This window comes from SAR86 cluster bacterium (assembly GCA_029268615.1).
GTDB lineage: Bacteria > Pseudomonadota > Gammaproteobacteria > Magnimaribacterales > Magnimaribacteraceae > JAQWNM01.
The window spans coordinates 69,881-95,799 of the sequence record JAQWNM010000013.1 but is presented as its reverse complement, the minus strand read 5'-3'; the positions used below and the strand labels follow the sequence as shown (position 1 = coordinate 95,799).

The following is a 25,919-nucleotide window of genomic DNA, read 5'->3' as shown; positions in this document are numbered from 1 at the left end:
AATCTTATTTACTTAAACCTAGTTCTATTATTGCATCTTCCCTCATTTCTTTTTTTGCAGTTTTACCTGATGCGATCTTAGGTAAAGAATCTATTTGTAGCCATATAATCTCTGGTACTTTAAAAGATGCAATTTTACCCTGTAAGAAATTTTGCAAGTCTAATTCATTTATCTTTTCAAGATCACTTACCGTGACCCTAGCTACTAACTTTTCTCCTAATCTGTCATCTGGAACACCAAAAACAGATACTTCTCTAACATAGGCATTTTCATGCATGACTGCCTCTACCTCTAAACAGGCTATATTTTCTCCGCCACGAATTACGATATCTTTTTTTCTGTCTTTTATAAAAAGAAATCCTTCATCATCAAGATATCCTATGTCACCAGATTTAAACCAACCTTCCTTGCTTAAGACTTCATCTGTTGCTTCTTTATTTTTCCAGTAACAAGTAAAGTTAGATGCTGTTTTTATTTCAATCTCTCCTTCCTCTTCAGCATTAAGAACATTATTTTGCTCGTCTACAATTCTAATTTCTGTTATTAGAGGCATTGGAAATCCAGCAGTAGAAGGTTTGTTAAGAAGAAATTGACCGCCGGCATTAGTTCCTCCAGCATTAGTTTCGGTTAACCCATATCCAATTAGAGCATTTTTGTCAGGAAATTCTTTCTTATGCTGTGCTAGTTGTTCAGGAGGTCTAGGAGCTCCTCCTGCACCTAAATCTTTTAGACTTGAAAGATCTTTTTCTGGATATAATTTAGAAGCTTGAAGAATTTCATGAGTCATTGTTGGTACACCATTAAACATTGTAATTTTTTCTTTTTCTATAATATCTAGAGCACTAACCGGATCCCATTTGTACATTAAGACTATTTTTCGCTTAATCAATAGAGACATCAAGAAAATAGAGTGTGAACCTGTAACATGAAAAAGAGGAACGGCAGCTAAAGTAGATGGATTTTCTGGCATTGAAGGGCCAGCCCCAGCATCTACTTTTGATGCCAACATTCCTAACATTATCCAAGTAACAGGAGCCATGATGATACTTCTATGAGAGGAAAGAACTCCTTTTGGATAGCCTGTGCTTCCTGAAGTATACATAATGCTCGCATTATCCTCAGGTTCAATCTCCACTTCTGGAAAAGAATCTTCTGGTTTTATAATATTTTCAAAAGCTAAAGAATTATCAGGCAAATACCCTTCGGTCCTTACTGCGATTCTAGATACTTCCGGAATTAGCCCTTCTATTTCTTTTAGACGCTCTTTGTCTCCAATAAATATTTTTGATTCACTGTGAGTAATCCCATACTCAAGTTCATCTCTTTTCCACCAGGAATTCAAAGGAACAGCTATCGCTCCTATGCAGGTCGCAGCTATATAAGTGATAATCCATTCAGGGTAATTGCGCATTGAAAAGGCAACACTATCTCCTTTTTTTACTCCAAAATCTTTAGAAAGCTTATGAGCCATTCCAGCTGAAAGTTTATAAATTTCATTAAAGGTATATCTTTCATTTTGATATATTAAGAATTCCCATTCTCCATGTACTAATCCAAAATCAAAATATTCTCTTAAAGTTTTTGGAGCATTAGCATAAACAAAATATTCATTATTCCTTATGTTTACTTTTTCTAGTTGAAATAGACCTTCACTGGTCATTTCTTTTACCAATTCTTCTCTAACTTGAGGTTTATTTAAATCAGGCATATTTATTTTCCAGTGAATTTAGGATCTCTTTTTTCAATGTAATGAGCAACGCCTTCTTTGAAATCATCGCTGTCAAAGCTCAGTCTCATTTCTTCTACAGCACTCGCAAGACTCACTTCAATATCTTCTGTTTGAGAGCTATATATTTGTGTTTTCATAACCCTAAGGGATCTAGGAGATACTAATTTAGAAAGATCTTTAGCATATTGTAAAACTTCCTCTTCAAATAACTCATCATTAATTGCTCTGTTCACTAGACCCATCCTTTCAGCTTCAATGGCATCAAACTTTCTGGATGAAAACAATATATCATTAGCATGAGCTAGACCTACCAATCTAGGCAGTATCCAAGCGGAGCCATATTCAGCAATTAATCCACGTTTAGCAAAAGCACTCGAGAAGACTGCACTTTTTTTAGCAAATCTAATATCACAGAAAAGGGACATCACAAAACCTACGCCAGCAGCTGGTCCATTTATTGCTGCAATGATTGGCTTGGGAAGTGAAGGAAAATAATTATAAGTACCTTCCCAATTAGACAACCCGTTGGATTCGTAGTCTCTTTCCTCGGGAGTGAAAGTAGTCCTACTCCCACCTTTAGTTACATCAGATAAACCTTGCATATCTGCACCAGCACAAAATCCTCTTCCTGCTCCCGTTAGGATAATAACTTTAACCATTGGATCTTTACATGCATCATCTAGACTTTGTTTTAATTTCCCTGTCATCTCCTGAGTTACTGCATTTAACCTATCAGGCCTATTTAAGGTTACTTTTGCAATACCTTCAGAAACTTCATATAAAATTACTTCATCACTCATATCCTAAACTCCCCATTATATTATGCTCCCCCCATCGACAACTAACGTGTGACCATTTACAAAACTTGCCGCTTTAGAGGCTAGAAAAACAGCTGCCCCTGCTATTTCATCTGGTTCTCCTATCCGCTTCATGGGACATCTAGCAGTTGAGGCTTTTAAGATATCTGGATTTTCCCAAAGAGCTTTAGCAAAATCAGTTCTAAAAAGGCCTGGGGCAATAGCATTTGTTCTCACATTGTGTTGGCCAAACTCAGCAGCTAAGTTTTTTACAAGCATTATATCTGCAGCCTTAGTGACATTATATGCTCCTATAACAGTACTAGCTTTAATACCTCCAATGGAAGAAATCATAGTAATACTTCCTTCTTTTCGTTCAACCATCTCTGGAATTACCATCTGACAAAGTAAGATATTGGATTTTATATTATTATCCATAACTTTATCTATAGCTTCTTCAGGTATATCCTTGATAGACCCAAAGTGTGGGTTTGTTGCAGCATTACAAACTAGGATATCTATTTTTCCAAGTTTAGCTTTTGTTTCATCAACTAGCATTTGTAACGCAGCAGTGTCAGATATATTACAAGGAATTACAATTGCTCCTCCTTTTTCTTCTTTGTATTTTTCATTTATTTCATCTGCAACTATTTTACAAGCATCAGCTTTTCTACTCGAGACAACTACTTGAGCTCCTTGTTCGGCCATAGCAAAAGCAATAGATCTTCCAATTCCTTTAGAGGATCCAGTTATAATTGCTGTCTTACCTGATAAATCAAACATTTTAAAATCTCCTTTTTAGTAAAAATAAGTCTACCGATATAATTACAAACATCAACAGACTTACTTTGATATGATATTTTTATAATTCTATGATAAAAAAAGTTTTACTTACCTTTGGGCTATGCATATCAATTTTTTTTGTTTATATTTTTTTAATATCAAATGGAATACTAGGAAAATATGAATCTTCTGGGGTAATAACTGAAGTTAATTTACCTTCTTTCTTTACAGAAAGTAAAACTATTAATCAAATACAAGCTTCACAAGAATTAAACTTGAGTAGTAATAAGCAAATCTTATTTGGAGATTTTCACGTACATACCACTTACTCTGGCGATGCTTTTTTAATGAGTCTACCTATGCTATCTGGTGAAGGTACGCATCCTCCAGCTGATGCATGTGATTTTGCAAGATTTTGTTCTTCTATAGATTTTTGGGCAAATACTGATCATGCAGAAGATCTTAATACCAATGCTTGGAATGAAATTATAAGTAGTGTGAGGACTTGTAATAAAGTAGCAGAAATGTCAGGAGTGCCAGATGTAGTTGCTTTTTTAGGCTGGGAATGGAGTAATGTGGGTGGATATGATTTACCACATTATGGACACAAGAATGTAATTTTTAAGGACTTAGAGGATGAAAATATCCCTAGTCGACCAATTGGTTCTGAAGGTTTACCAGGACTCTTAGAAATGGATAAAGTTGGTAAAACTATTTTATCAGCAACCAGGCCCTTTGATACGAGAGTTCATGATTTAATGCGTTTTATAAAAGAAAGAAATGGTCCAAGATGTTCTAAAGATATAGCAGTTAGAGAATTGCCATTAAATTGCAAGGAAACAGCTTCATCGCCTGGAGAACTTTTTGATAAGCTTAATGATTGGGGTCACGAAGCCATTGTAATACCCCACGGGACAACTTGGGGTAATTATACTCCTGAAGATTCAGATTGGAAATCTCAGTTAAACGATGATCAACAAGATCCTTTTATGCAGATTTTAGTAGAGGTTTATTCCGGCCATGGAAATTCAGAAGAATTTAGAAACTGGAATCATTTTAATATAAGTGCATCAGGCAAAAAAACTTGTCCAAATAAAACTTCAGATTATTTACCAGGCTGTTGGCGAGCCGGTGAGATTATTCAAATGCGCTGCTTATCAGAAAATTTGCCTTCAAATACTTGTGCCCAAAGAGTTAAAAAAGCTAGACAAGATTATGTGAATGCTGGCATAGGCGGGCATTTTACTATACCAGGAGAAAAGCCATCTGAATGGTTAGATGCTAACCAATGTAAAGATTGTTTCTTACCATCTTTTAATTACAGACCAAAAGGTTCTGCCCAATATATGCTGGCTTTAAGAAATTTTGATAAAGATGAATATACAGATAGATTCAAGTTTGGTTTCATAGGTTCAAGTGATTCTCATACAGCAAGACCTGGAACAGGATATAAAGAATTTGCTAGAAAAGGCATGACAGAAGCAGTCGGGCCAGCAGATATAGGAGCATATATTCTTGGAGTTCCTGATAATGATCCTCCCGTAAGTTCGTCGACTACAAAATTATATACTTTAGATAATGTGCCAAGGGGTACTGGCCTCATAGAAGTTGAAAGAATTTCATCTTTTTTTCAAACAGGAGGATTAATGGCCGTACATTCAGAAGGAAGGACAAGAGATAGTATCTGGAGAGGTATAAAAAGAAAAGAAGTTTACGCGACAAGCGGACCTAGAATACTTCTTTGGTTCGATCTGATTAACTCTCCTTCTGGAGATCCAGTCGCCATGGGTTCTGAGATAAAAATGAATCAAATCCCACGTTTTTTAATAAGAGCTATGGGTTCTTTTAAACAAAAACCTGGATGTCCTGATTATTCTATAAATGCTCTAGATCCAGATAGGCTGGAGTCCTTATGCAAAGGGGAATGCTACAACCCAAGTAATATAAGGCATAAAATAACTAGATTAGAGGTTGTAAGAATCAGGCCTCAGATCTTAGAAGGAGAGAAAATAGAAATTGGTAAGGGTAAGTTAATAGAAGATCCTTGGAAGATAATTGACTGTAACCCATCAGAATTAGGATGTATTGCTTCTTTTTCAGATCTAGATTTTGACAAAGATAAAAGAGACACTGTTTATTATGTTAGAGCCGTAGAGGAATCAAACATGATTATAAATTCAAGAAATTTAAGATGTGAATACAATAGTTTAGGTGAATGTATTCAAGTAAATATTTGCAGTGGAAGTGTTTTAAATACACCCAAAGAAGATGACTGTCTATCTAGAGGTGAAGAGAGAGCATGGTCTTCACCTATATTTATAGACTATGATGATTTATAAAAAAAGATGCTTTATTAGTGCATCTTTTTTTATTGAGTTATTTTCCTTTCCAATTAGGCGGTCTTTTTTCAGCAAAAGCCACAGGACCTTCTATAAAATCTTCACTTTTAAATAAGTCTGCTACTGCTGGGTATTGGCTAGTCATAGATTTCTCTAAACTCGCTTCAGAAAGGCTATCATAGGCCACTTGTTTAGTAGCTCTTATAGACATGGGTGAGCAAGCTTCAATTTGTTTAGCCCAATCATTTGCCGTAACTATCAATTGTTCTAAAGGGACAACTTGATTTACTATCCCTAATTCTTTGGCTTCAGCAGCTTCTACATGTCTACCAGTTAACATCATTCCCATTGCATTTTTCATTCCGATTTGTCTTGGAAGTCTTTGCATCCCTCCTGCAAGAGCAGCTAAACCTACTTTAGGCTCCGGTAAAGCAAATCTAGCATTTTCTGATGCAATTATTAAATCACAAGCAAGTGCAATTTCCATACCGCCGCCCATAGCTACTCCATTCACGGCAGCTATGACTGGCTTCGTCAAGTTAAAACGACTAGTTAATCCTGCAAATCCACTTTCAGGTATAGCTGCCATGCCACCGCCGGCAGCCTGATATTTTAGATCATTACCAGCAGAAAAAGCTCTTTCACCTGAACCTGTAATAATACCAACCCATAAATTCTCATCAGCATGAAATTCATTCCAAACTTCATGGAATTCCTGTTGCGAAGGTGGGTGCAAGGCATTCATAACTTCTGGCCTATTAATTGTAACTGTCAACACATGGCCTTCTATTGATGTTGTTAAAAATTCGTAATCTGTTCTCATTATTTCTCCTAAAATTTTAATGGTGAAGGAAATATTTCTTAATCTCTCATATTGAAGGTATAGAATATAATGCATAATGACAAAAAAGTTAACTATAGGAGTACTAGTTGCCGATAGTGTCCCCGATAAACTAAAAATTCAATTTGGGGATCAAGCGTATTGGTACCGAAATTTGTTTAAAAAGATAGATCAAAATATAGATTTATTTTTTTATGATGTTTATCAAAATAAATTTCCAATAAATATTGATGAATGCGATGGTTATCTCATTACCGGGAGCAGAAATAGTGTCTATGATAATGAAGAATGGATTCATCAACTGTTTAATTATGTAAAAGAACTAGCTATTAAAAATAAACCCTTAGTTGGTGTCTGTTTTGGGCATCAGATGATTGCAGAATCCTTAGGCGGAAAAACAGAAAAGTCATCTAAAGGCTGGACTGTTGGAATGCAAAAAGTTGTTCTTAAAGAGCCTGAAAGATGGGGAGCAAAAGTCATTAATTCAGTTTCGTTATTACATAGTCATCAAGATCAAGTTACTAAGCTCCCAATAGGTGCCGAAGTAGTAGCTGGAAATAAACAAGTTCCTTTTGCTATCTATAAAGTTGGTGAAACTATTTTCTCTCATCAGGGGCATCCAGAATTTTCTCATGAATACGCAGCTAGTGTTTATAAAATGAGAAAAGAAATTTTAGGAGACAAAATATATAAAGAAGCATTAAACAGCATCAAAGAATATCAACAAGATGATCTTCTGCTTGTTAATAGATGGGTAGAATTCTATCTGAAAGCCCAAGCTTAGAATTTATATCATTGATCGCATTTTAAATTACTTGAATAGAATTTTAAGTTGTTATATTATTTCAAAAATCGTGATTTGATCCTATTGCCGCGATTTAAAATAAAGAGCTAAAACGGAATTAAATACTCCCAGGATTTAATTTAACTTGAGGTTCAATTATGAAATTCTTTGTAAATGTACGTTATTTACTGGTGCCTGTAATGTCTTTAGTAACTATTTATAGTATTTTCTTAGGGAGTGTATTTTCTTGGTTAGGGGTCTTACTTTTTGGAATTAATACTATCATTGATACTCTAACTAAAGATATCCATCTTAAAGCTGATTTTGATAGAGATGGAAATTCATATGGAATAAAAATATTTCAATATCTTGTCATGTATCTTATGTTGCCTATTTTTATTTTGTTACAGATAGTCCTAGCTTGGAGGTTATTTCACTACACTTCTGCAGTTCCAGTAGATAGTGCAATTTATCTAGGAATTGTTTATCAGGCTGGGATATCTGGATTTAATTTAGTTGGAGCTATTTTATCAACAGGATTATGGGCAGGCCTAGGAATTATTTATGGTCATGAACTTTCTCATAATAAGAAGGAAGGTTTTCTTACTTCAAGACTAATTATGGCCTTGAGTGGTGCATCCCATTTTACATATGCTCATGTTTATAATCACCATCTTGATCTTGGTCATGAGGATGATCCTGCAACAGCGCCTCGAGGTAGAAATGTTTATGAACATGCTTGGCTTTCTCATATGGGCCAATCTAAGTTCTCTTATGATTTAGAACATAAAAGATTAAAAAGACAAAATAAATCACTTATGAGTTTTGATAATAGGTGGATCATAGGCTATCTTTATAGTCTCCCTAGCATATTTCTTTTTGTGTGGTCTGGAGGCGCAGTTGGAGTTTTATCGCTTTTGATAGTTTGGGCTATCTCCAATTTCTTACTTGAAGCTCTAAATTTTATGGGCCATTATGGATTGATTAGAAAAGAAGGGCCTGTTGAGCACAGGCATTCCTGGGATAATGATAACGTATTTACAAGTTGGTTTTTTATAGAAATTGGAAGGCAATGCGATCACCATGTCAGAGGAGAAACTTATTTTTGGGAACTTGATGATGTCAAGGGGCCTAATTATGGAATAGGGTATTTTTCTCTATTTATTCTTACATTAATACCTAGTTTATTTAGAAAATTTGTTCAAAAGCATCTAGATGATTGGGATAAAAATTATGCTACAGAAGACGAGAGACATATAGCAAGTTTGTTTCCTAAAGTACCAGTAAAACCTTAAGTTATTGTGTTTAGTATATTTAAAAAGAAAGACAGAAATTTTAGTGTTGAGCTTTTAGAATCAGATATCAAATTTCAAGTAAGTTATGGAGAGAATTTATTAGCTACAGCTTTGTCAAGGGGCATTAATTGGCCCTATAAATGTAAAGTTGGAAGCTGTGGTACTTGTAAATATCAACTTATTAAAGGAAGTATAAAAAAGGAACTTGATTTCAGTTATGTCTTAGGTTTAGAAGAAATAGAGGGTGGTATTAGCTTAGCTTGCCAGACAACACTAAAGTCAGATATCCAAATTAAAGTAGCTTTATTAAAATGAAAGAGGAAAAAATGAAAAATTTAAAATCGATATTATTAATGTCTATTTGGACTTTGAGTATTATTTATATATTGTATTTATTAGGAGCCCATTTGTATTATCAGAATGTATTTATAGCAGTATTGATAGGAGCCATATTGTTGCTCACACATATGGTAAATATGTTGATATATTTTAAGATAGCAGGAAAAGAACCATATAAGTGGTTTATTGGATAAAGATAGATGAATAAATTTTATATCTCAATTAGCTTGTTACTTTATCTAGGAGGTCAATATATTATGGCTTCAGATATATTAAATATTCCAGATCATGAAGTTTTAGTAAACCCTTTACCTTTGCCATACGAGCGACGGGAAATTAAGGAAACACAAGTCCTTGATTTTATTAATCAAAGTAGAATTGGCAATCAGTCTATCATTATTTTCGGGGCTAATTGGTGCCCTGATTGTAGAATCCTTCAAGGAACATTGAGCCTCCCAACTGTTCAATCTTTTATTGAGGATAATTTTTCACTAATTCATATAGATGTTGGGAAGTATGACATAAATATGAATCTATTAGAGTTATTAGGCATTCCAAGACAAGAAGGTATACCAAGAGTAGTAATTTTTGGAGAGAAAGATAATATCCTCAATTTAGACTCAACAGATAAATGGAGATCTGCAAGACAGAATAAATCACAGGAAATTTTTGAATATTTTCAATCTTATGTTCTAAGGAAATAACATTTCCCCTATTTAGGAGAAGAAATGTCATCAATGGTAATTCTTTCCATGCGTCTTAATTGCGGCCAGTAGTCATTCTCTGGTTTGTGAATAACGGATCTATTATCCCAGAATGCTATTGAATTATTCTTCCATTTAAATCTGCAAACGTACTCTTCTTTTTTAATATGATTACAGAGAAATTCTAAGAGTTCATTGGATTCTTCAGTTGTTACACCATTAATTTTTTCAGTAAATAAAGAGTTTACAAATATCAATTTATTACCAGTTTCGGGATGTGTTCTTATCACTGGATGTATCACAGGAGGATTATTTTTTACTGCTTTTTCAAGTTTTTTCTTACCTTTAGCTTCTTCCAAGCTCTCTTTAAAACCGTAGGCAAAGCTATGTGTCGCAGTTAATTTATCTAGCCTTTCTTTTAGCGTATCTGGTAAATCATTATATGCTGCTGAGAGACTAGCAAATAAAGTATCTCCACCTAATTTTGGGATAATTTTTCCTATAAGAATACTCCCTAATGGAGGGATTGATTTAAATGTCATATCTGTATGCCACTCTTCAATCTTAGAAGGTCTGAGCTTATCATTTTCTAAAATAGTGATTTCTGGAAACCCTTCAATGGTAGGGTATACAGGGTGAGATTGAAGGGCACCAAAGATATTGGCAAAATCTTTGTGTTGTTTAGGGGTGATATCTTGGTCTCTAAAGAATAAGACTTGGTATCTTGCTAGAGCTTCTTTAATAACTGTTTGGTCTTCAGGTGGAATTTCTTTTGAAAGATCTATATCTTTTATAGTTGCTCCTAATGGAGAAGGTTCTTTAATAATTTTTACCATACTTTTAAATTTTCTTTAGAATAAATATTATTTGACCACAATATTACCTAATAATGAAAGTATGTTATTTCAAATATTATTTATCTTTGATAAAACTAAGACCAAAAGTAGTACTTCTTTTTATAGGATTTAGTTTTATTTCTTGTGGAGGTGGTGGAGGAGAATCTTCTTCAGAAATATCAGTTATATCAACAAACTCAACTATTCAACAATCAGGACCAAATGTATCTCAGCCTACTACTGAAACTTGGCCAGGGTCTACGTGGAATGAAGTTGATCCGGAAGAAGTGAATATGGATCAAGCTAAGTTACAGTTAGCATTAGATTATGCATTTGAACCAAAAAGAAACACTCAAGGTGTAGTAATTATAAGACATGGAGTGATAGTTGGAGAGCAATATAAAGATGTAGAGGACAAAGAAACAATTGCTACAAGTTGGTCAAGTGCTAAAAGTATTTCCAGTGCTTTAATAGGAATCGCTATTGATCAGAAGTTGATTAACTCTGTTGATGATAAGGCCTGTGAATATTTAACTGAGTGGAATTGTAATCTAAGAAATCTTATGCCATTAATCTCTATACGTGATCTTTTGGAGATGCGTTCTGGCCTATCTAGCAGAAATGGAATATCAATATATGGGGATGCTGATGATCAACTGGCATATAGTTTAGATAGAAGTGCTGGTGAGTCAGGTGTAATTTTTTCTTATTCCAATGAAGACTCCATGATACTTTCAGGAATTATAGAAACAGCAACTGGATTATCTGCACAGGAATATGGCGAAAGAGAATTATTTTCAAAAATAGGAATGACTGCTGATTGGTGGTCTGATAAAGCTGGACATACAATGACTTATTGCTGCATAGATACTACGTCTAGAGATTTTGCTAGATTTGGACTTTTATATGCTCGCGAAGGAAATTGGCAAGAAGGGCAACAAGAAAGATTAGATTCAATTGTTAGCAAGTTGTGGGTAAATGAATCTACAAAACTAGCTCAAGGTTTAAATGACTATGGCCTTCATTGGTGGGTTTTTCCTGATATAGGATTCATAGGAGCCCTAGGTTTACATTCAAATGATATATGGGTATCCAAGGAATTAGACCTTGTGGTGGTTAGAAATAGTGAATATCAAAGATACGGAGAGGATAGCATCAGATCTGGTATCAATATTCAAGTCACCCAAGCCCCTGATTCATGGGATAATAGGGAATTCTTAGGTCTCATTGTTAATTCAATAAAAGAATAATAAATTAGTAGATTCCGTTATAAAATATTGAATATGAAGAAAGGAATAACTTTTGGAGCTTTTGATTTATTTCACGCAGGACATGTTTTGATGATGGAGGAAGCTAAATCAGTTTGTGATTATCTCATAGTCTGTGTGCAGACAGATCCAAGTTTAGATAGAGAAGAAAAAAATTCACCTGTTCAATCTATCTTGGAACGCCAAATACAAGTAGAAGCATGTAAATATGTTGATGAAGTAATTATTTATGATACCGAAGCCGATCTGATAGAGATTTCAAAATCAATAGAATGGGATGTCAGGATTTTAGGTGATGAATACAAGGATAAATATTTTACTGGAAGAGATGAATATTTAGATAAATGTTATTTCAATAAAAGGCCTCATGACTTTTCGAGCTCAGAGCTTAGAGAAAGGGTTGCACTTAATCAATTTAAGATAAAAAAATAATTCCTTTTGATGAACTTTTTTGATCTAAATCAGTATGAAGGAATTAGTGATGGATTTTATACTGAGGAAATCAGAAGATTGCAAATAGAGTTTCTAAAATTTCAAGAATGGGTTATTAAGAATAAAAAGAGAATTGCTATAGTTTTTGAAGGACGAGATGCTGCAGGTAAAACAGGGATTATTAATACAATTAAATGACAGAACATATTCTTATTATAGAAGACGAAAAAGAGCTAATTCCTAAACTTAGGTATATTTTTAGAATAGGGCAAAATGGTAATTAAAGGTTTTGCATTACTTGTATTGATTTGTTTAGGGATGTCTCTAAGCTCTGAACCTAAGGTGTATGGAAAACTTTGGATAACAGTTGAATCTCAAAACAAGGAATCTGGCTCTAAAATAGATATGGTAAGCAATGCATCACGTTTAGGCATGAAGGGTAATATGGGAATTGGAGAAGACATAGAAGCTATTTATCAGGCTGAATATGAAGTTGATCCAGTAGATGGGACTGCTGATGAAAAAAAACAAAGAACATTCAAACAAAGGAATAGTTTTGTAGGAATAAAAGGTTCTTATGGTACTTTTTTTATAGGCACGCATGACACTGCTTTTAAAGAATCAGGAGCTAAAATAGATCTATTTAATGATTTAGCAGCTGGGGATATTAGAAATATCTTACAAGGAGAGAATAGGATGAGTGATTTTATAGGATATAGAACTCCATTGTTTGGAGACATTATTTCTGCAACATTTAATGCCATAAAAGGGGAAAAAGGATTAGGAGACAATAGTATATTTGGTTCTAGATCTATCTCAGTAAACTATAAGACAAAATCATTTTATGCTGCTCTATCAGTTGATTCAGAAATAAAGGGATATGACAGTATTCGTCTTTCTTTAAAGATGCCTTTTAATAGGACGCAAATAGGTTTTATTTATCAAGACACAGAAAAGATCAATACAGGAGAAAAAGAAGATGGTTATGTTGTAAGCTTGTCACAAAAAATAGGAAATAAAGGAATCTTTAAACTCCAAATTGCAGAGTCTGATATGAAGTTGCAATCTGGTAAACAGGCTTCTATAGGTTATGATTATAAATTAAGTGCTAAATTCAAAGTTTTATTCTTCTTTACTGATCTTTCTTTAGATACAAGGTTAAAACAACAGGAAGTTGGAGCGGTAGGTTTTGAGTATAAATTTTAAAAAATTACTAAATGAATAAACTCATTTTTTATTTTTTTATATAGTAAGTTAACTTAATCATTTTGTATTTGTAACTATCTTGTATAACTAAGTAAATAAAATAAAAATATTATTAATAAATTAGAAATCATTGAGTTAAAATTTTTAAATTTGATATAGGTATAAATATGAAATCTACAGGATTCCCAGATTTAATTAGAAAATCTCCATTTGGTCCAATACAGCAACATATGGAAAAATCTAGATTATGTGTAAATGCATTATTAAGTTTTCTAGATGCTGTATCTTTATCTGATTGGGATAAGGCGATTCTAGCAAGAAAGACTATATCAGATCTAGAAAATGAAGCTGATGCATTAAAAGCAAAAACTAGAGAACTTCTTCCTAAAAGCCTATTCTTAGCTGTCCCCAGAGAAGATATTTTAGATTTAATTAAGTTAGCTGATGATATACCAAATACTGTTAAGGATATTTCTGGTCTTATGCTTGGACGAAGAATGGAAATACCTTCTGAAATTTGTTCTAGTTTTTTACTATTTGCTTCTGAAGCTTCAAATATTGCTAACGCTGCTTTTGATGCTATTAATCAACTTGGAGAGCTTTTTCAATTTTCATTTGGAGGTAATGCTGCTGAAAAGATGCAAGATCTTCTTAATCAACTCGATGGATTAGAAGGTCAAAATGATCAATCTGAGGTAACTCTAAGGGCTGAACTATTTACGATAGAAAAGGATCTTCCGCCTATTAATGTCATGTTTCTTTATAACATTATTAATAAGATTGGAGAAATTTCAGATAGATCTGAGCAAGTTGGTCATAGAATATCATTAATATCATCTAGATAAAGAGGAAGAGTAAGCTATGGATGTAATTATTCAATATGGTCCTTATTTACTAATTAGCGGATGCATGTTTGGCTTTTTCATGGCTTGGGGAATAGGAGCTAATGACGTTGCCAATGCAATGGGTACCTCAGTAGGTGCTAGGGCCCTTACTCTTTCACAAGCTATACTTGTAGCATGTATTTTTGAATTTGCTGGCGCGTATTTAGCAGGTGGAGAAGTAACTTCAACTATCAGGAAAGGCATTATAGATCCTAATTTATTCGTAGCATCTCCGGATTTGTTAGTTTATGGAATGTTAGCTTCCTTATTGGCAGCAGGCACTTGGTTATTGGTAGCGTCATATAAAGGTTGGCCAGTTTCCACGACTCACTCTATCGTAGGTGCAATAGTTGGATTTGCTGCAGTTGGAATAAGCGTAGACGCAGTGAGTTGGTCTAAAGTAACTTCAATTGTATCCAGTTGGGTAGTCTCTCCTATTATGGCAGGTACTATCTCTTTTATTATCTTCAGAAGTGTTCAAAAATTAATTCTTAATACTTCAAACCCTTTCGATAATGCTAAAAAATATATTCCAGGTTATATATTTTTAGTTGGCTTTGTTCTATCGATGGTAACCTTGTTAAAAGGTTTAAAGCACGTAGGCCTTAGTCTGAGTTTTGAAGAAAGTATTTTTTATTCTATTATTATTGGCCTTGGTATTTCTTTGCTAGGATCTTTAATTTTACGAGGAGTAGATAATACTTTTCAGCAAAGAGGAGACGTTGTTTTCAATGGGGTTGAAAGAGTTTTTGCCGTGCTTATGGTCTTTACTGCCTGTGCTATGGCCTTTGCCCATGGCTCAAATGATGTTGCGAATGCTGTAGGTCCTTTAGCTGCAGTAGTCAGTATTGTTCAAACTGGAGGAGAGGTTGCCAGTAAGTCTCTTTTGCCATGGTGGATATTACTATTAGGCGGCTCAGGTATTGTAGCTGGCTTGGCTATGTTAGGTTATAAAGTAATTGAGACTGTAGGACGAAATATAACTGAGTTAACCCCTAGTAGAGGTTTTGCAGCTGAATTGGCAGCAGCTACAACAGTTGTTTTAGCATCTGGTACAGGTCTACCTATTTCTACAACTCATACACTTGTTGGAGCTGTATTAGGAGTAGGGCTGGCAAGAGGACTTTCCGCCATTGATTTAGGTGTTGTGGGAAGGATTATTATTTCTTGGGTTATAACTCTTCCTGTAGGGGCTGGGTTATCAATTCTATTTTTCTTTACCCTTAAGGGGATATTCATATAAATATTATTTAATTTTTTCTTAAAAATAATTTATTCAATTAATTGTTAAAGGCATAATCAATATACAAGAGATTGCTAAAAAAGTTCCAAAGGGTATCTCCATGTTTAGACTTTCATTTAGACTTTTTTTGTTTATCATTAATAAAATTATAAAGAACAGGATACCTAGAAAGGCGGCCAAAAAAATAACTAAAGGTAAGTAATTAATACCCACCCAGGCGCCGATAGCTGCAACAAGTTTTGCATCCCCTCTGCCTAAACCATCTATTTTCTTTATCATGAAGAAAGCTTTTTCTATAAACATGAAAAGTAAGAACCCTCCAACACAGCCTAATATTGAATATCGTAATATTGTCATCTCAAAGAAGTAATTAATTAACAATCCTAAGCAAATTAAAGTATATGTAATGGAATTTGGAATTATAAAATGCTTAAAGTCAATAACGGCTATTACTATTAATGTGCTTGAAAGAAAGCACATAAAAATAAGAAAGTTTGAAAAACCTAAGAGTAGAGTTAACCATAAAAAAGTAACTCCTGTTAATATCTCAAGAGTTGGATATTCTAAAGATATAAAAGATTTACAATGGTGACATTTACCTTTTAAAATAAAATAGCCTATAACAGGAATGTTGAAGTAAAAAGGGATGATACTATTGCAGTTTCTGCAATGGGATCTTGGTTCGCCTATATTAAACCTTTTAAATTTATCAACTCTTTCAATAATACCCAGCATGATAGGCAATCTATAAATAACTGTATTCAAAAAGCTTCCAATTATTACCCCCAACAGGAAAGTGAATATCAGTATAGCGATTTGATTATTGTTAATAATAAAAGAGTACATATTGATTAAAAGACAACTAAGGTTATCTTTACTTGCATGTAGGATACAATATGTGATCTAAAAGTTGTTAAACTAGTTTTAGAGTCAATGTGTTAAGAGCATGAATAAATTACAAAATAATTATTATCTTATTTCTTTTAAAGCCTATCTTGATAGCAGAAAAGATAAACTATTAGAGATTAATAATCTTATTAAACCTTTTTTAATAATTATTCTTCTTCTTCAATTTCTTAATATTGGTTTTAATCTAATTATAGATAGAAATTTTGATATTAAATTTACAATTAGTCCGGAAGGCTCAGAAGAACTAACAGAGGTGCTTTTTAGTAAAGAGATAGATCCGTTTAAACCAAAAAATAAAATTATAGGTAACATAAATCTGGATCAAGAAGTTCCGCCAACTTCGTTACCTTTGCACCTCTATGGAATTCGATATTCAGATCAAGGGGTAGCAGATGCCGCTATTTTAGGGTTTGATAAGGGCAAACAAGCAATTTATTCAGTCAATGATGTGATAGAAAGAGACACAATTTTAGAGTCTATCTTGAAGCATAAGGTAGTTATTTCTAGAAATGGAGTTAGAGAAAGTGTTGCTTTTAATGACACTTCATTAATTTCTAGCATTGCATCTTATAATCCTAAGTCAGTGAATTTTGTTAAAACTAAGCCAATAAATATATCTTCACAGGATGTAGTTTCTTTCGAACCTTATTTTTCTAATGGATCTATGAAAGGATTTAAAGTATTTCCTGGCCTGAATATAAAAGCTTTTGAGGAGAGCGGACTGCAGTCTGGAGATCTACTTATAGCTGTTAATGGAATCTCAGTAAATGATCCTATTATGACTGTGGAGATGTCCAATTTCTCGAATCAAGTAGATCTAGATATCTTAAGAGGAGAGAATAGTATGTCTTTGCGAGTTGAACTTAATTGACATGAGATTCATAACTTCACAACTTAAGATTAGGAGTATTTTAAGCCTCATTCTTCTTTTACAATTAAGCATCTTATCTTCAGCTACAATTAACCTGAGAGATGCAGATATACGAGCTTTCGCATCAGATATTGCTAAAATTACTAATAAAACAATAGTTTTAGATCCAAGAATTAAAGGAATGGTGACGGTTGTCTCAAATCAAGATCTAAATAATCAAGAGGCCTATGCTGTATTTTTATCTGTTTTAAAGGTCCATGGTTATTCAGCTATTGAAAATAGTGGAGTTGTAAAAGTTATGCCTGAATCAAGTGGGAGGCAAGATTTTTCGTCAGGAAGACCTGACTTAGACAGCCTGACAACTGAAGTTATACGTTTAAAACAAGCTAATGCCAAAAATTTAACTCCTCTATTAAAGCCTTTAATCAATAAACAAGGTCATATTGCAGCTTATGAGGCAACTAATTCCCTGATCATTGCTGACTATGTTGGGAATTTAATTAGAATAAAAAATCTTCTAAAGGAATTAGATAAAAGTCCAGCTGATTTTTTTGAATTAATTCCGTTAAAAAATACTTCTGCAAATGAGATTTCAAGGATACTTAATTCCATGTATCAGGGATCAAATTCTTCCTCCTTAAATTCATACAGTGTTATAGCCGTAGATGGAAGTAATTCTTTATTACTTAGGGGTCAAAAAGCTTTAGTTAATCAATTAAAAGACGTTATAAAAGATCTAGACAAGTCAGATTTTGAATCTAGCAATTTAAAAGTAGTATATTTAAAATATGCTCAAGCCGAAGAAGTTGCTAGCATCCTTAAGGATGTAGCAAAAAATTTAGAAGGTCAAAAAGAATCTTCAGGAGAATTAAAAGGTTTTAATGCTAGTATTAGCTTTCATCTGGATACTAATTCATTAGTAATATCAGCTCAACCAGAGATACTAAAAACCTTAGAATCAATAATTTCACAATTAGATATCAGGCGAGCACAAGTTCTAGTAGAAGCTTTGATAATTGAAGTTTCTGATAAACTTGCTCAAGATCTTGGAGTTCAGTTGCTTTATTCTGGAGATGGTAAAAATTCACCAGCTCTGGCCCAGAGGTTTGGTAGTCCAAACCCAGACCTTATTGCCATTACTGGATCTCAAATTAATGATGATAATATTTCTTCGAATCTGTCTTCAACTGCATCTAACTCTCTATTAGGCTTAGAAGGTATGGCTGCTGGTATAGCAAGAGTAAAAAATGATAGTGAAAGCTTTGCAGCCATATTAAATATTGTGACAAATGATGCAGATTCAAATGTCCTCTCCACACCTTCTATTATGACTATGGATAATGAGCAAGCATCCATAATAGTTGGGCAAGAGATACCAATCACAACTGGTGAGACTCTTAGTACAAATAATTCTAATCCTTTCAGGACAGTTCAAAGACAAGAAGTGGGAGTTAAACTCACTGTAACTCCTCAAATTAACGAAGGAAATGCTGTTAAATTGTTAATTAACCAAGAAGTTTCAAGTGTTGTGGGTCCCATAACCGCAACTACAACTGACTTAATAACTAGTAAAAGACAAATTCAAACAACAGTTTTAGTAGAAGACGGTGATACGATAGTTTTAGGGGGATTGATTGATGATGATGTGCAAGAATCAGAAAAGAAAGTACCAATTCTAGGGGATATTCCATTAATAGGAAGGTTATTTAAATCAAGTTCAACTTCAAGATCAAAAAGAAATTTAATTGTCTTTATGAGGCCAAAGATAATAAGAGATACTGCTTCATTAAGAGCAGTTAGTAGTAGAAAATATAATTATTTCCAGGCTATTCAAAATAGTTTAAAGAAACAAGGGCGTATCACCCCTGAATTAAGTATTATGCAAGAAGTCATAGAATCAAAAGATCCTAGTAATTAGCCGATGGATGAATTATCTCTAGATACAACTACTCCAGAAATACCTTATAGGTTTGCTAAAGATCATCAAGTGGTTGTCTTTAAAGTTTTGACTACGGAAGTGAAGCTTAAATGTACTCAAAATACATCACTTCAGGCACTTTCTGAAATAAATTCCTGTTTTGCTAGGCCACTAATTATTGAAAGAGTGAGCATAGAAGAATTAGATATAATTATTTCAGATATCTATGGTAATTCTTCTACGGCTTCCTCTGCTTTAGCTGAAAATATAGATGATAATTATGATTTAACTGCTTTAGCTGAGAACTTACCTCAGACATCTGATTTATTAGATACAGATAATGACGCGCCTGTTATCAAGTTAATTAATGCTATTTTATCCGAGGCAATAAAAGCGAGTGCTTCAGATATACACATAGAACCTTTTGAAAATTATCTTTCAATAAGGTTTAGAGTAGATGGTGTACTGCAAGAGATCCTCAAGCCTTCAGAAAAGATGGCTCCAATGATAAATGCTCGGATTAAAGTTATGTCACAGCTGGATATTGCTGAAAAAAGGATTCCACAAGATGGACGAATGTCATTGCAATTAGGAAAAAAATGGATAGATATAAGAGTTTCTACCTTACCTTCTAGTTTTGGAGAAAGGCTAGTCTTAAGAATTTTAGATAAGGCAGAAACTCAATTAGGGTTAGAGCAATTAGGTATGTCTTCAAACACATTAAGTCAAGTTAAGAAAATCCTAAAGAAGCAGAATGGAATTGTTTTAGTTAGTGGCCCAACTGGATCAGGAAAAACTACTACTCTTTATTCAGCTTTAAATATTTTAAATGATAAGACAAGAAATATTTTGACTGTTGAAGATCCTATTGAATACGGTCTAGAAGGGGTTGGGCAAACTCAAGTAAATACAAAGGTAGGCATGACTTTCGCTAGAGGTTTAAGGGCTATACTAAGGCAAGATCCTGATGTTGTGATGGTGGGAGAAATTAGGGATTTAGAGACTGCAGAAATATCAATTCAAGCAAGTCTTACAGGTCATCTTGTTTTATCCACTGTTCATACGAATGACTCAGTAGGAGTAGTAACGCGCTTAAGAGATATGGGAATAGAATCTTATTTACTTTCTTCATCTTTAAAAGGAGTCTTAGCACAACGACTAGTGAGGAGATTGTGTGTTAAATGTAAAAAACAAGAAACTGTATCAGATAATGTTCATCTACCTGATTCGTCTGAAGTGTATGTAAGTGTTGGTTGCGAAGAATGCCATGAAACTGGTTATTTGGGTCGAATTGGTCTTTTTGAATTCTTTAGTATTGATGACATGGTAAAAGAAGCAATAAATAGTAATGCTTCAGAAGAAGAATTAACTGAATTGAGCTTTTCAGAAGAAAATAGGTTGTTTGAATCTGGACTAGAACTAGTTATGCAAGGTCTTACTTCGCTTGACGAGGTTTTAAGGGTAACTAAAGAGTTGTAAATGGACGGATATAATTATGTTGCCATAGATCAAGATGGCAATCAAAAAAAAGGAATTATGTCTTCAGATAATCCTGATGCTGTCAGAAGAGATTTAATAAGCAAAAACCTTTCCCCCTTAAGTGTGGAAAAAATAAATAATAGATTTATATTTAAAATATTTAAAAAAGGAATAGGGCTTAAGAATACAATCCTTATGACAAGGCAGCTATCAGCTTTATTATCGGGCGGCGTTCCATTAGATGAAGCCCTGCGGGCAATAGCTGACCAATCTTCTAATCAGAAGGTTAAAGAATTATCTTTAGTCTTATCGTCAAAAATTAAAGAAGGCGTAAGCTTTAAGCAATCTTTAAAAGAATTCCCGGAGACTTTTGATAATTTATATGTTTCTTTGATTGCCGCAGGAGAAGAAAGTGGAGAATTAGAGGAAATACTAGAGAATACTGGGAATTATTTAGAACAAAGGAATAAAATACAACAAAGCATTGTAGCTGCATTGATCTATCCTCTGGTGCTAATATTTATGGCTTTAATTATAGTAGGTCTTTTACTCGTATTTGTAGTTCCAAGTATAATTGATCAATTCTCTAATACCGATCAAGCTTTACCTGTTTTAACCCAAGGATTAATTTCTTTTTCTAGTTTCTTGACTGGAACCGGCCCTTGGCTTTTAGTAATTCTTGTTATATTTATAGTTATTATTACTAGGTACTTTGGAAAAGAAATCTTTGTTAGTTTTTTTGATAAAATTCTACTTAGATTACCTTTAATTAAAACTTTTATAATCAATTCTAATCTTACTCGTTTTACTAGTTCCTTGAGTATTTTAAGATCTAGTAATATACCAATATTGCATTCAATAAATATTTCTTCAGAAACATTAACAAATTCAGAGTTGAAGACAAAATTAATAAAAAATTTAGTAAAGGTAGGAGAAGGTGAGTCCTTATCAGCATCTCTTGCTTCAGTAAAAGAAGTTCCGCCTATAGTAATCCAAATGGTAGCAAGTGGAGAAAGAAGCGGAAACTTAGAAAAGATGTTGGTAAAAACTTCTTCATATCTAGATCAAGAGTTTGAACAGTCCACTAAACTTATGATGAGTTTCTTGGAACCTTTAGTTGTAGTTATCATGGGAGGTATAGTTGCAGTAATAGTGGCAGCCATCCTTTTACCTATGATGCAAATGAATAATATTTCTTTAATAAGTTAAAAAAGTTATGAAAAAAAAATATAAGATCTTAAATAAGTTTGAACATGGATTTAGTTTAATAGAAATCTTAGTTGTACTAATGATTATTGGACTCTTAACAAGTTTAGTTGCTGTGAATGTTATGCCTAGTCAAGAGAGGGCTCGTATAGAGAAAGCTAAAGCAGATATAGTAATATTAGAGAACGCCCTAGAAATGTATAAATTGGAAAAATATACCTACCCCTCTGAAGATCAAGGCTTAAGTTTCTTGGTTTCATCTAGCCAAGATAAAACAAATAATTCTTCAAGAAGATATATAAAGAGACTTCCTGATGATCCTTGGGGTAACCCATATCAATATAATATTCCAGGAGAAAATGGAGATTATGATCTTTTTTCCTTAGGGGCTGATGGGGATATAGGTGGCGAAGGCGATAATTCGGATATAGGTAATTGGTAAAAGTGATCAAGCCATTAGAAAAAGGCTTTACTTTGGTTGAAGTGCTTGTAGCTTTTGGAATCTTATCTTTTGCTTTAATATCTGGATTGAAAATATTTTCTTCCAATGCAATTTTTTCTGGTTTTATGGAAGAAGATTATTTAGCAGGGATAGTGGCTGAAAATATCTTAATTCAAACAATGCTTTCAGAGGACGGATTAGTATATGCATCTGGTACTTCTATGCAGGCAGATAGAGAATTTTCGTGGATTAGAGACATTGATTTTTCTGAAGATGGGAGAGCTGCTCAAATTAATATTACTGTTAGTAGACAAGATGGCAAAGAGATTGCCTCCCTTTTAGGCTATAAAACTTTGTAATGGGAGAAAAAGGTTTTACTTTAGTAGAGGTTTTAGTTTCTATCTCATTATTAGGTCTTTTAGGTGTTTTATTATTTTCAGGCCTTTCTACTAGCCTTAGTTATAATGCTGAAGTTTCTGAAAGATCTAAATTAATCAATAGATTAGAATTAACAAATACGCAACTTAGCCAAGATCTCATACAGTCCATCAATAGAAGGGCCAGAGACAATAAAGGAGATTATATTGATTATTCCTTTAAAGGTAATAATCAGAGTGAATTAGATGATTCACCTTTCCTATCATTTAGTATTAATACCCTCACAGTAGATAAAACAAAAGGAGCGGTCAGATGGATAGAGTATTTTTTGATAGATGGTAACATTCAAAGAAAGGAATATTTTTATGCAGATAGAACAGAGGATACCCCTGTCTATAGCCAGATTTTATTATCTCAAGTTGAAGAAGTAGAGGTGAGGTTTTATAAAGATACTATTTGGACCGATCGATGGCCAGATGTAACTGACTTAGATAACAATAAACTTCCTAAGATAGTTGAAGTTATATTTAGAGTTCAATCTATAGGGGCCATAAAAAAGTTGTTTATTTTATCTAATACAACTTTATGACTATTTCAGTCAAGGAAAGAGGCGCTGCTTTGATTCTTGTTCTAATGGTTGTTGCTATTATTACCTCCGTAGGTGTTTTTTCCTCTAATAATCTTATTAATTTATCTAAATTTTCTAATGATCTGAAAAATAGGCAACAAGCCCAATGGTATGCAGTGGGAGTTGAATCAACTGCTTCTAATTTCTTAGAGCAAAGAGTAAGAGAAAAAAATAGGTCTAAAATTATTGCAGATAATGATTTACCTGTAATTAAAGTTACCCTGGAAGGGGCCCAAATAGAAGGAAGCCTTAAAGATTTAAATGCATGCTTTAATGTGAATAGCCTGATTAGAAAAGACGAAATAAGTGGAGACTCAATTATTAATCAGGGTGGTGTAGATCATTATAAGAGGTTATTAAAAGTTTTAAGTTTTAATGATTTTGAGATAGGAGGTTTAATATATCCTTTAGTGGATTGGCTAGATAGTGACGTTTTTTATTCTGATTCTTTAGGTGCTGAAGATGATTATTATATTAGGAAAGACCCCTCTTACAGAACAGGAAATCAACCTATATCGGTATTATTAGAATTAAACAGCATTAAAAACTATTCGATGGAAGTTGTAAAAAATTTATCACCTTATCTTTGCTCTTTGCCATTAATAGGTAATACGAGCGTAAATATTAATGCCATCCCTGAAGATAAACCGGCCTTATTAGCAATGTTTTTTGGAGAAAATTTTTCTTTAACAAGTGCAAAAAATATTTTGAGAGATCGTCCAGAAGGTGGTTTTTTAGATATAGCTGAATTTTGGGCGCACCCAGAACTTGAAGACGTTATAGTATCAAAATCTGTAAGATCGCAATTGAGAGTAAATTCATATTTTTATCTTTTAAAAACTAAGGTCCTGGCTCAAGGATATCCTTATTACATGGAATCCGTTATGAGCCTAGAAGACTCAGGATTTGTTTCCATCTTATCAAGGAATATAGGAGTCTACGATGGATAATTTATTTCTCATTTTAGATACACATGATCATGATTTCATTGATTTCTTAATAGATGATGGAAACAATTCGTACAAGAGAGTTTCTTTTGTAGAAGAAAACTTTCAGGGATATGACCAATTTAAAATTCATCTGATTATTTCTAATTCTGGAACAAGATTTAAGAGAATAAAAGTTCCGCCAGTTAATAAATCTCAATTAAATAAAATGATACCTCATTTAATCGAAGATATAACTTTAGGTAATATGAGTGATTACCATTTAACTTTTACATCAAGAGATGAAGATGGCTTTTTATTAGTTTCAATTACTGCAAAAGCTGTCATTGAGAAATGTTTATCTTTGATGCAAGGCATTTACTTGCATCCCAAATCTATAATACCAATAGAATCTTTCATATCTAGTAAAACCAATGAAGGTTTTCTAGTCTCATATAAGGATTCTTCTTTTGTTAATTATGGAAATAAATGGAGGTGGAGCTCAGATAAAGTAACTATATCTTCTCTTGTTCAAGAGGGTTTATCTGAGTATGGAATTTCTAAGATGTCTGTATATCATGATGGTAATCCTAAAGTAGATTTTGGAGATGTAGTTTTTCAGATTAAGCATCTGGCAGATTTTATTAACTTAAATGTAGATAACTTCTTTTTTGAATTAAACTTATTGACAGGCAATTTTCTACCAAAGGTTTCATGGAATAAGCTAATAAAAAGTTGGTATATAGTTATTCTTTCAGTTTTTAGTATTTTTCTTTTACAGATATTAAATATGACTATCTCAGCTTATAAAAATGAATCTTTAACTAACAATTTTAATAATTTGTCTATCAAATCTTATCAAGAGCTTTATCCAAATGAACCTCTTACTGGCAATACTACACGTCAAATTAAGAAGAAGTTAAAGGGTATCGAAGAACAAGGAATAGGAAGGTTTATGGATACTTTTTTAATTTCTTCAGAAATATTATCTAATAATTTAGATGCTTCTATTTTCTCAATAAATTTCGATAAAGAAAATAATTTATTTTTACTAGAAATTGAGAGCCCTGAATTTGAAAATTTAGAGGAAATTAAGCGCGAATTCATTGATCGAGGTTTTGTAGTTGAAACCGGTTCCTCTAGAAGATCAGGAAGTTCTGTAATCAGCGAGATATTAATTAGACAGAAATGAAATATTACAGAAATAAATTAGATCGAAATCAAGAAATTTTAGTTGTTTTTACTATATTTATGGCTTTAGTATTAGTCTTAGGAGGTCTCTATCAAGGAGTTTATTCTTGGAAAGAGAAGTCAATTCAAGATTTAAATGATGAAAGAATTCTTTTTTTAAAAATCAAAAAGGTAATGGAGTCATCACCCATTAGTACATCTGGAGAGCTAACTGCTGAAAATTTTGCTTCTAAAGTAGGTACTATAGCTCGTAAAAACGGGGTTCTAATAGACAGATTGCAACCTATTAAACAAGGAAGTTTATCTATTACTATTAAAAATGTGAATTTTATTGATTTATTAAATTTACTAAGAGATTTAAAAAGTCAGGGCTTGGTATCAATTTCTAATGCTTCATTAAGACGTAACATATCAGGGGGCAAACACATTGGACTAAAGGCGCAGATAGTACTATCACTGTAAGATGAAACTCAGATATGCAATTTTATTGA

General features: G+C 33.2%; 27 protein-coding genes. 21 read left to right on the top strand and 6 right to left on the bottom strand.

Annotated features, from left to right (window positions below):
• Positions 1 to 4 precede the first annotated feature (4 nt).
• From P8J93_07115 to P8J93_07105, 3 genes are read right to left on the bottom strand one after another with little or no spacing between them, the layout of a single operon-like run.
• Positions 5 to 1,708 carry a class I adenylate-forming enzyme family protein gene (locus P8J93_07115; protein MDG2061567.1) on the bottom strand — a complete coding sequence of 568 codons (1,704 nt, stop codon included), beginning with the start codon at positions 1,706 to 1,708 and terminating at the stop codon, positions 5 to 7.
• A gap of 2 nt (positions 1,709 to 1,710) precedes the next feature.
• The gene (locus P8J93_07110; protein ID MDG2061566.1) at positions 1,711 to 2,529 is read right to left on the bottom strand and encodes an enoyl-CoA hydratase; all 819 of its coding nucleotides are present in this window, start codon (positions 2,527 to 2,529) and stop codon (positions 1,711 to 1,713) included.
• 15 nt (positions 2,530 to 2,544) lie between these two features.
• The gene (locus tag P8J93_07105) at positions 2,545 to 3,309 is read right to left on the bottom strand and encodes an SDR family oxidoreductase (protein MDG2061565.1); all 765 of its coding nucleotides are present in this window, start codon (positions 3,307 to 3,309) and stop codon (positions 2,545 to 2,547) included.
• A gap of 89 nt (positions 3,310 to 3,398) precedes the next feature.
• Between P8J93_07105 and P8J93_07100 the strand changes: the two genes are divergently transcribed.
• On the top strand, positions 3,399 to 5,648 hold the full coding sequence (locus P8J93_07100; protein ID MDG2061564.1) for a DUF3604 domain-containing protein: 2,250 nt from the start codon (positions 3,399 to 3,401) through the stop codon (positions 5,646 to 5,648).
• Positions 5,649 to 5,685: 37 nt separating this feature from the next.
• Here P8J93_07100 and P8J93_07095 read toward each other — a convergent pair whose 3' ends face one another.
• The gene (locus tag P8J93_07095; protein ID MDG2061563.1) at positions 5,686 to 6,471 is read right to left on the bottom strand and encodes an enoyl-CoA hydratase-related protein; all 786 of its coding nucleotides are present in this window, start codon (positions 6,469 to 6,471) and stop codon (positions 5,686 to 5,688) included.
• A 76-nt stretch (positions 6,472 to 6,547) separates the two neighbouring features.
• Between P8J93_07095 and P8J93_07090 the strand changes: the two genes are divergently transcribed.
• From P8J93_07090 to P8J93_07075, 4 genes are all read left to right on the top strand, one after another.
• A complete protein-coding gene (locus P8J93_07090; GenBank protein ID MDG2061562.1) occupies positions 6,548 to 7,273 on the top strand; it encodes a GMP synthase in 726 nt (241 codons plus the stop codon).
• 158 nt (positions 7,274 to 7,431) lie between these two features.
• On the top strand, positions 7,432 to 8,568 hold the full coding sequence (locus tag P8J93_07085; GenBank protein MDG2061561.1) for a fatty acid desaturase: 1,137 nt from the start codon (positions 7,432 to 7,434) through the stop codon (positions 8,566 to 8,568).
• Positions 8,569 to 8,574: 6 nt separating this feature from the next.
• Positions 8,575 to 8,883 (top strand): 2Fe-2S iron-sulfur cluster-binding protein, encoded by a 309-nt coding sequence (locus P8J93_07080; GenBank protein MDG2061560.1) that lies wholly within the window; start codon positions 8,575 to 8,577, stop codon positions 8,881 to 8,883.
• A 224-nt stretch (positions 8,884 to 9,107) separates the two neighbouring features.
• Positions 9,108 to 9,611 carry a thioredoxin family protein gene (locus tag P8J93_07075; protein MDG2061559.1) on the top strand — a complete coding sequence of 168 codons (504 nt, stop codon included), beginning with the start codon at positions 9,108 to 9,110 and terminating at the stop codon, positions 9,609 to 9,611.
• A gap of 8 nt (positions 9,612 to 9,619) precedes the next feature.
• Here the strand turns inward: P8J93_07075 and P8J93_07070 are convergent, their stop codons facing one another.
• Positions 9,620 to 10,447 (bottom strand): TauD/TfdA family dioxygenase, encoded by an 828-nt coding sequence (locus P8J93_07070; GenBank protein MDG2061558.1) that lies wholly within the window; start codon positions 10,445 to 10,447, stop codon positions 9,620 to 9,622.
• 86 nt (positions 10,448 to 10,533) lie between these two features.
• Here P8J93_07070 and P8J93_07065 point away from each other — a divergent pair, with 86 nt between their 5' ends.
• The 6 genes from P8J93_07065 (at position 10,534) to P8J93_07040 (ending at position 15,480) form a co-directional block, all read left to right on the top strand.
• On the top strand, positions 10,534 to 11,697 hold the full coding sequence (locus P8J93_07065; protein MDG2061557.1) for a serine hydrolase: 1,164 nt from the start codon (positions 10,534 to 10,536) through the stop codon (positions 11,695 to 11,697).
• 33 nt (positions 11,698 to 11,730) lie between these two features.
• The gene (locus P8J93_07060) at positions 11,731 to 12,147 is read left to right on the top strand and encodes an adenylyltransferase/cytidyltransferase family protein (protein ID MDG2061556.1); all 417 of its coding nucleotides are present in this window, start codon (positions 11,731 to 11,733) and stop codon (positions 12,145 to 12,147) included.
• Between the two features lie 9 nt (positions 12,148 to 12,156).
• Positions 12,157 to 12,345, top strand: a complete 189-nt coding sequence (locus P8J93_07055; GenBank protein ID MDG2061555.1) for a hypothetical protein — start codon at positions 12,157 to 12,159, stop codon at positions 12,343 to 12,345.
• Between the two features lie 75 nt (positions 12,346 to 12,420).
• A complete protein-coding gene (locus P8J93_07050) occupies positions 12,421 to 13,353 on the top strand; it encodes a porin (GenBank protein ID MDG2061554.1) in 933 nt (310 codons plus the stop codon).
• A 167-nt stretch (positions 13,354 to 13,520) separates the two neighbouring features.
• On the top strand, positions 13,521 to 14,198 hold the full coding sequence (locus tag P8J93_07045) for a TIGR00153 family protein (GenBank protein ID MDG2061553.1): 678 nt from the start codon (positions 13,521 to 13,523) through the stop codon (positions 14,196 to 14,198).
• A gap of 16 nt (positions 14,199 to 14,214) precedes the next feature.
• The gene (locus P8J93_07040) at positions 14,215 to 15,480 is read left to right on the top strand and encodes an inorganic phosphate transporter (GenBank protein MDG2061552.1); all 1,266 of its coding nucleotides are present in this window, start codon (positions 14,215 to 14,217) and stop codon (positions 15,478 to 15,480) included.
• 33 nt (positions 15,481 to 15,513) lie between these two features.
• Here the strand turns inward: P8J93_07040 and P8J93_07035 are convergent, their stop codons facing one another.
• Positions 15,514 to 16,326 (bottom strand): prepilin peptidase, encoded by an 813-nt coding sequence (locus P8J93_07035; protein ID MDG2061551.1) that lies wholly within the window; start codon positions 16,324 to 16,326, stop codon positions 15,514 to 15,516.
• Positions 16,327 to 16,426: 100 nt separating this feature from the next.
• Between P8J93_07035 and P8J93_07030 the strand changes: the two genes are divergently transcribed.
• From P8J93_07030 to gspM, 10 genes are read left to right on the top strand one after another with little or no spacing between them, the layout of a single operon-like run.
• A complete protein-coding gene (locus tag P8J93_07030) occupies positions 16,427 to 17,260 on the top strand; it encodes a type II secretion system protein N (GenBank protein ID MDG2061550.1) in 834 nt (277 codons plus the stop codon).
• A 1-nt stretch (position 17,261) separates the two neighbouring features.
• Complete coding sequence (gene gspD, locus P8J93_07025; protein MDG2061549.1) at positions 17,262 to 19,178, top strand: type II secretion system secretin GspD; 1,917 nt, start codon at positions 17,262 to 17,264, stop codon at positions 19,176 to 19,178.
• Between the two features lie 3 nt (positions 19,179 to 19,181).
• A complete protein-coding gene (gspE, locus tag P8J93_07020; GenBank protein ID MDG2061548.1) occupies positions 19,182 to 20,657 on the top strand; it encodes a type II secretion system ATPase GspE in 1,476 nt (491 codons plus the stop codon).
• Complete coding sequence (locus P8J93_07015) at positions 20,658 to 21,866, top strand: type II secretion system F family protein (GenBank protein MDG2061547.1); 1,209 nt, start codon at positions 20,658 to 20,660, stop codon at positions 21,864 to 21,866.
• A gap of 7 nt (positions 21,867 to 21,873) precedes the next feature.
• Positions 21,874 to 22,305 (top strand): type II secretion system major pseudopilin GspG, encoded by a 432-nt coding sequence (gene gspG, locus P8J93_07010; protein ID MDG2061546.1) that lies wholly within the window; start codon positions 21,874 to 21,876, stop codon positions 22,303 to 22,305.
• A 2-nt stretch (positions 22,306 to 22,307) separates the two neighbouring features.
• Complete coding sequence (gene gspI / locus P8J93_07005; protein ID MDG2061545.1) at positions 22,308 to 22,664, top strand: type II secretion system minor pseudopilin GspI; 357 nt, start codon at positions 22,308 to 22,310, stop codon at positions 22,662 to 22,664.
• Positions 22,664 to 23,272 carry a type II secretion system minor pseudopilin GspJ gene (gspJ, locus tag P8J93_07000; GenBank protein MDG2061544.1) on the top strand — a complete coding sequence of 203 codons (609 nt, stop codon included), beginning with the start codon at positions 22,664 to 22,666 and terminating at the stop codon, positions 23,270 to 23,272. Before gspI ends, gspJ begins: the two co-directional genes overlap by 1 nt.
• A complete protein-coding gene (gene gspK, locus P8J93_06995) occupies positions 23,269 to 24,261 on the top strand; it encodes a type II secretion system minor pseudopilin GspK (protein MDG2061543.1) in 993 nt (330 codons plus the stop codon). The genes gspJ and gspK overlap by 4 nt, the downstream gene beginning before the upstream one ends.
• Positions 24,254 to 25,429, top strand: coding sequence for a type II secretion system protein GspL (locus P8J93_06990; protein ID MDG2061542.1), 1,176 nt, complete (start codon positions 24,254 to 24,256; stop codon positions 25,427 to 25,429). The genes gspK and P8J93_06990 overlap by 8 nt, the downstream gene beginning before the upstream one ends.
• A complete protein-coding gene (gspM, locus tag P8J93_06985; protein ID MDG2061541.1) occupies positions 25,426 to 25,890 on the top strand; it encodes a type II secretion system protein GspM in 465 nt (154 codons plus the stop codon). Before P8J93_06990 ends, gspM begins: the two co-directional genes overlap by 4 nt.
• Positions 25,891 to 25,919 lie beyond the last annotated feature (29 nt).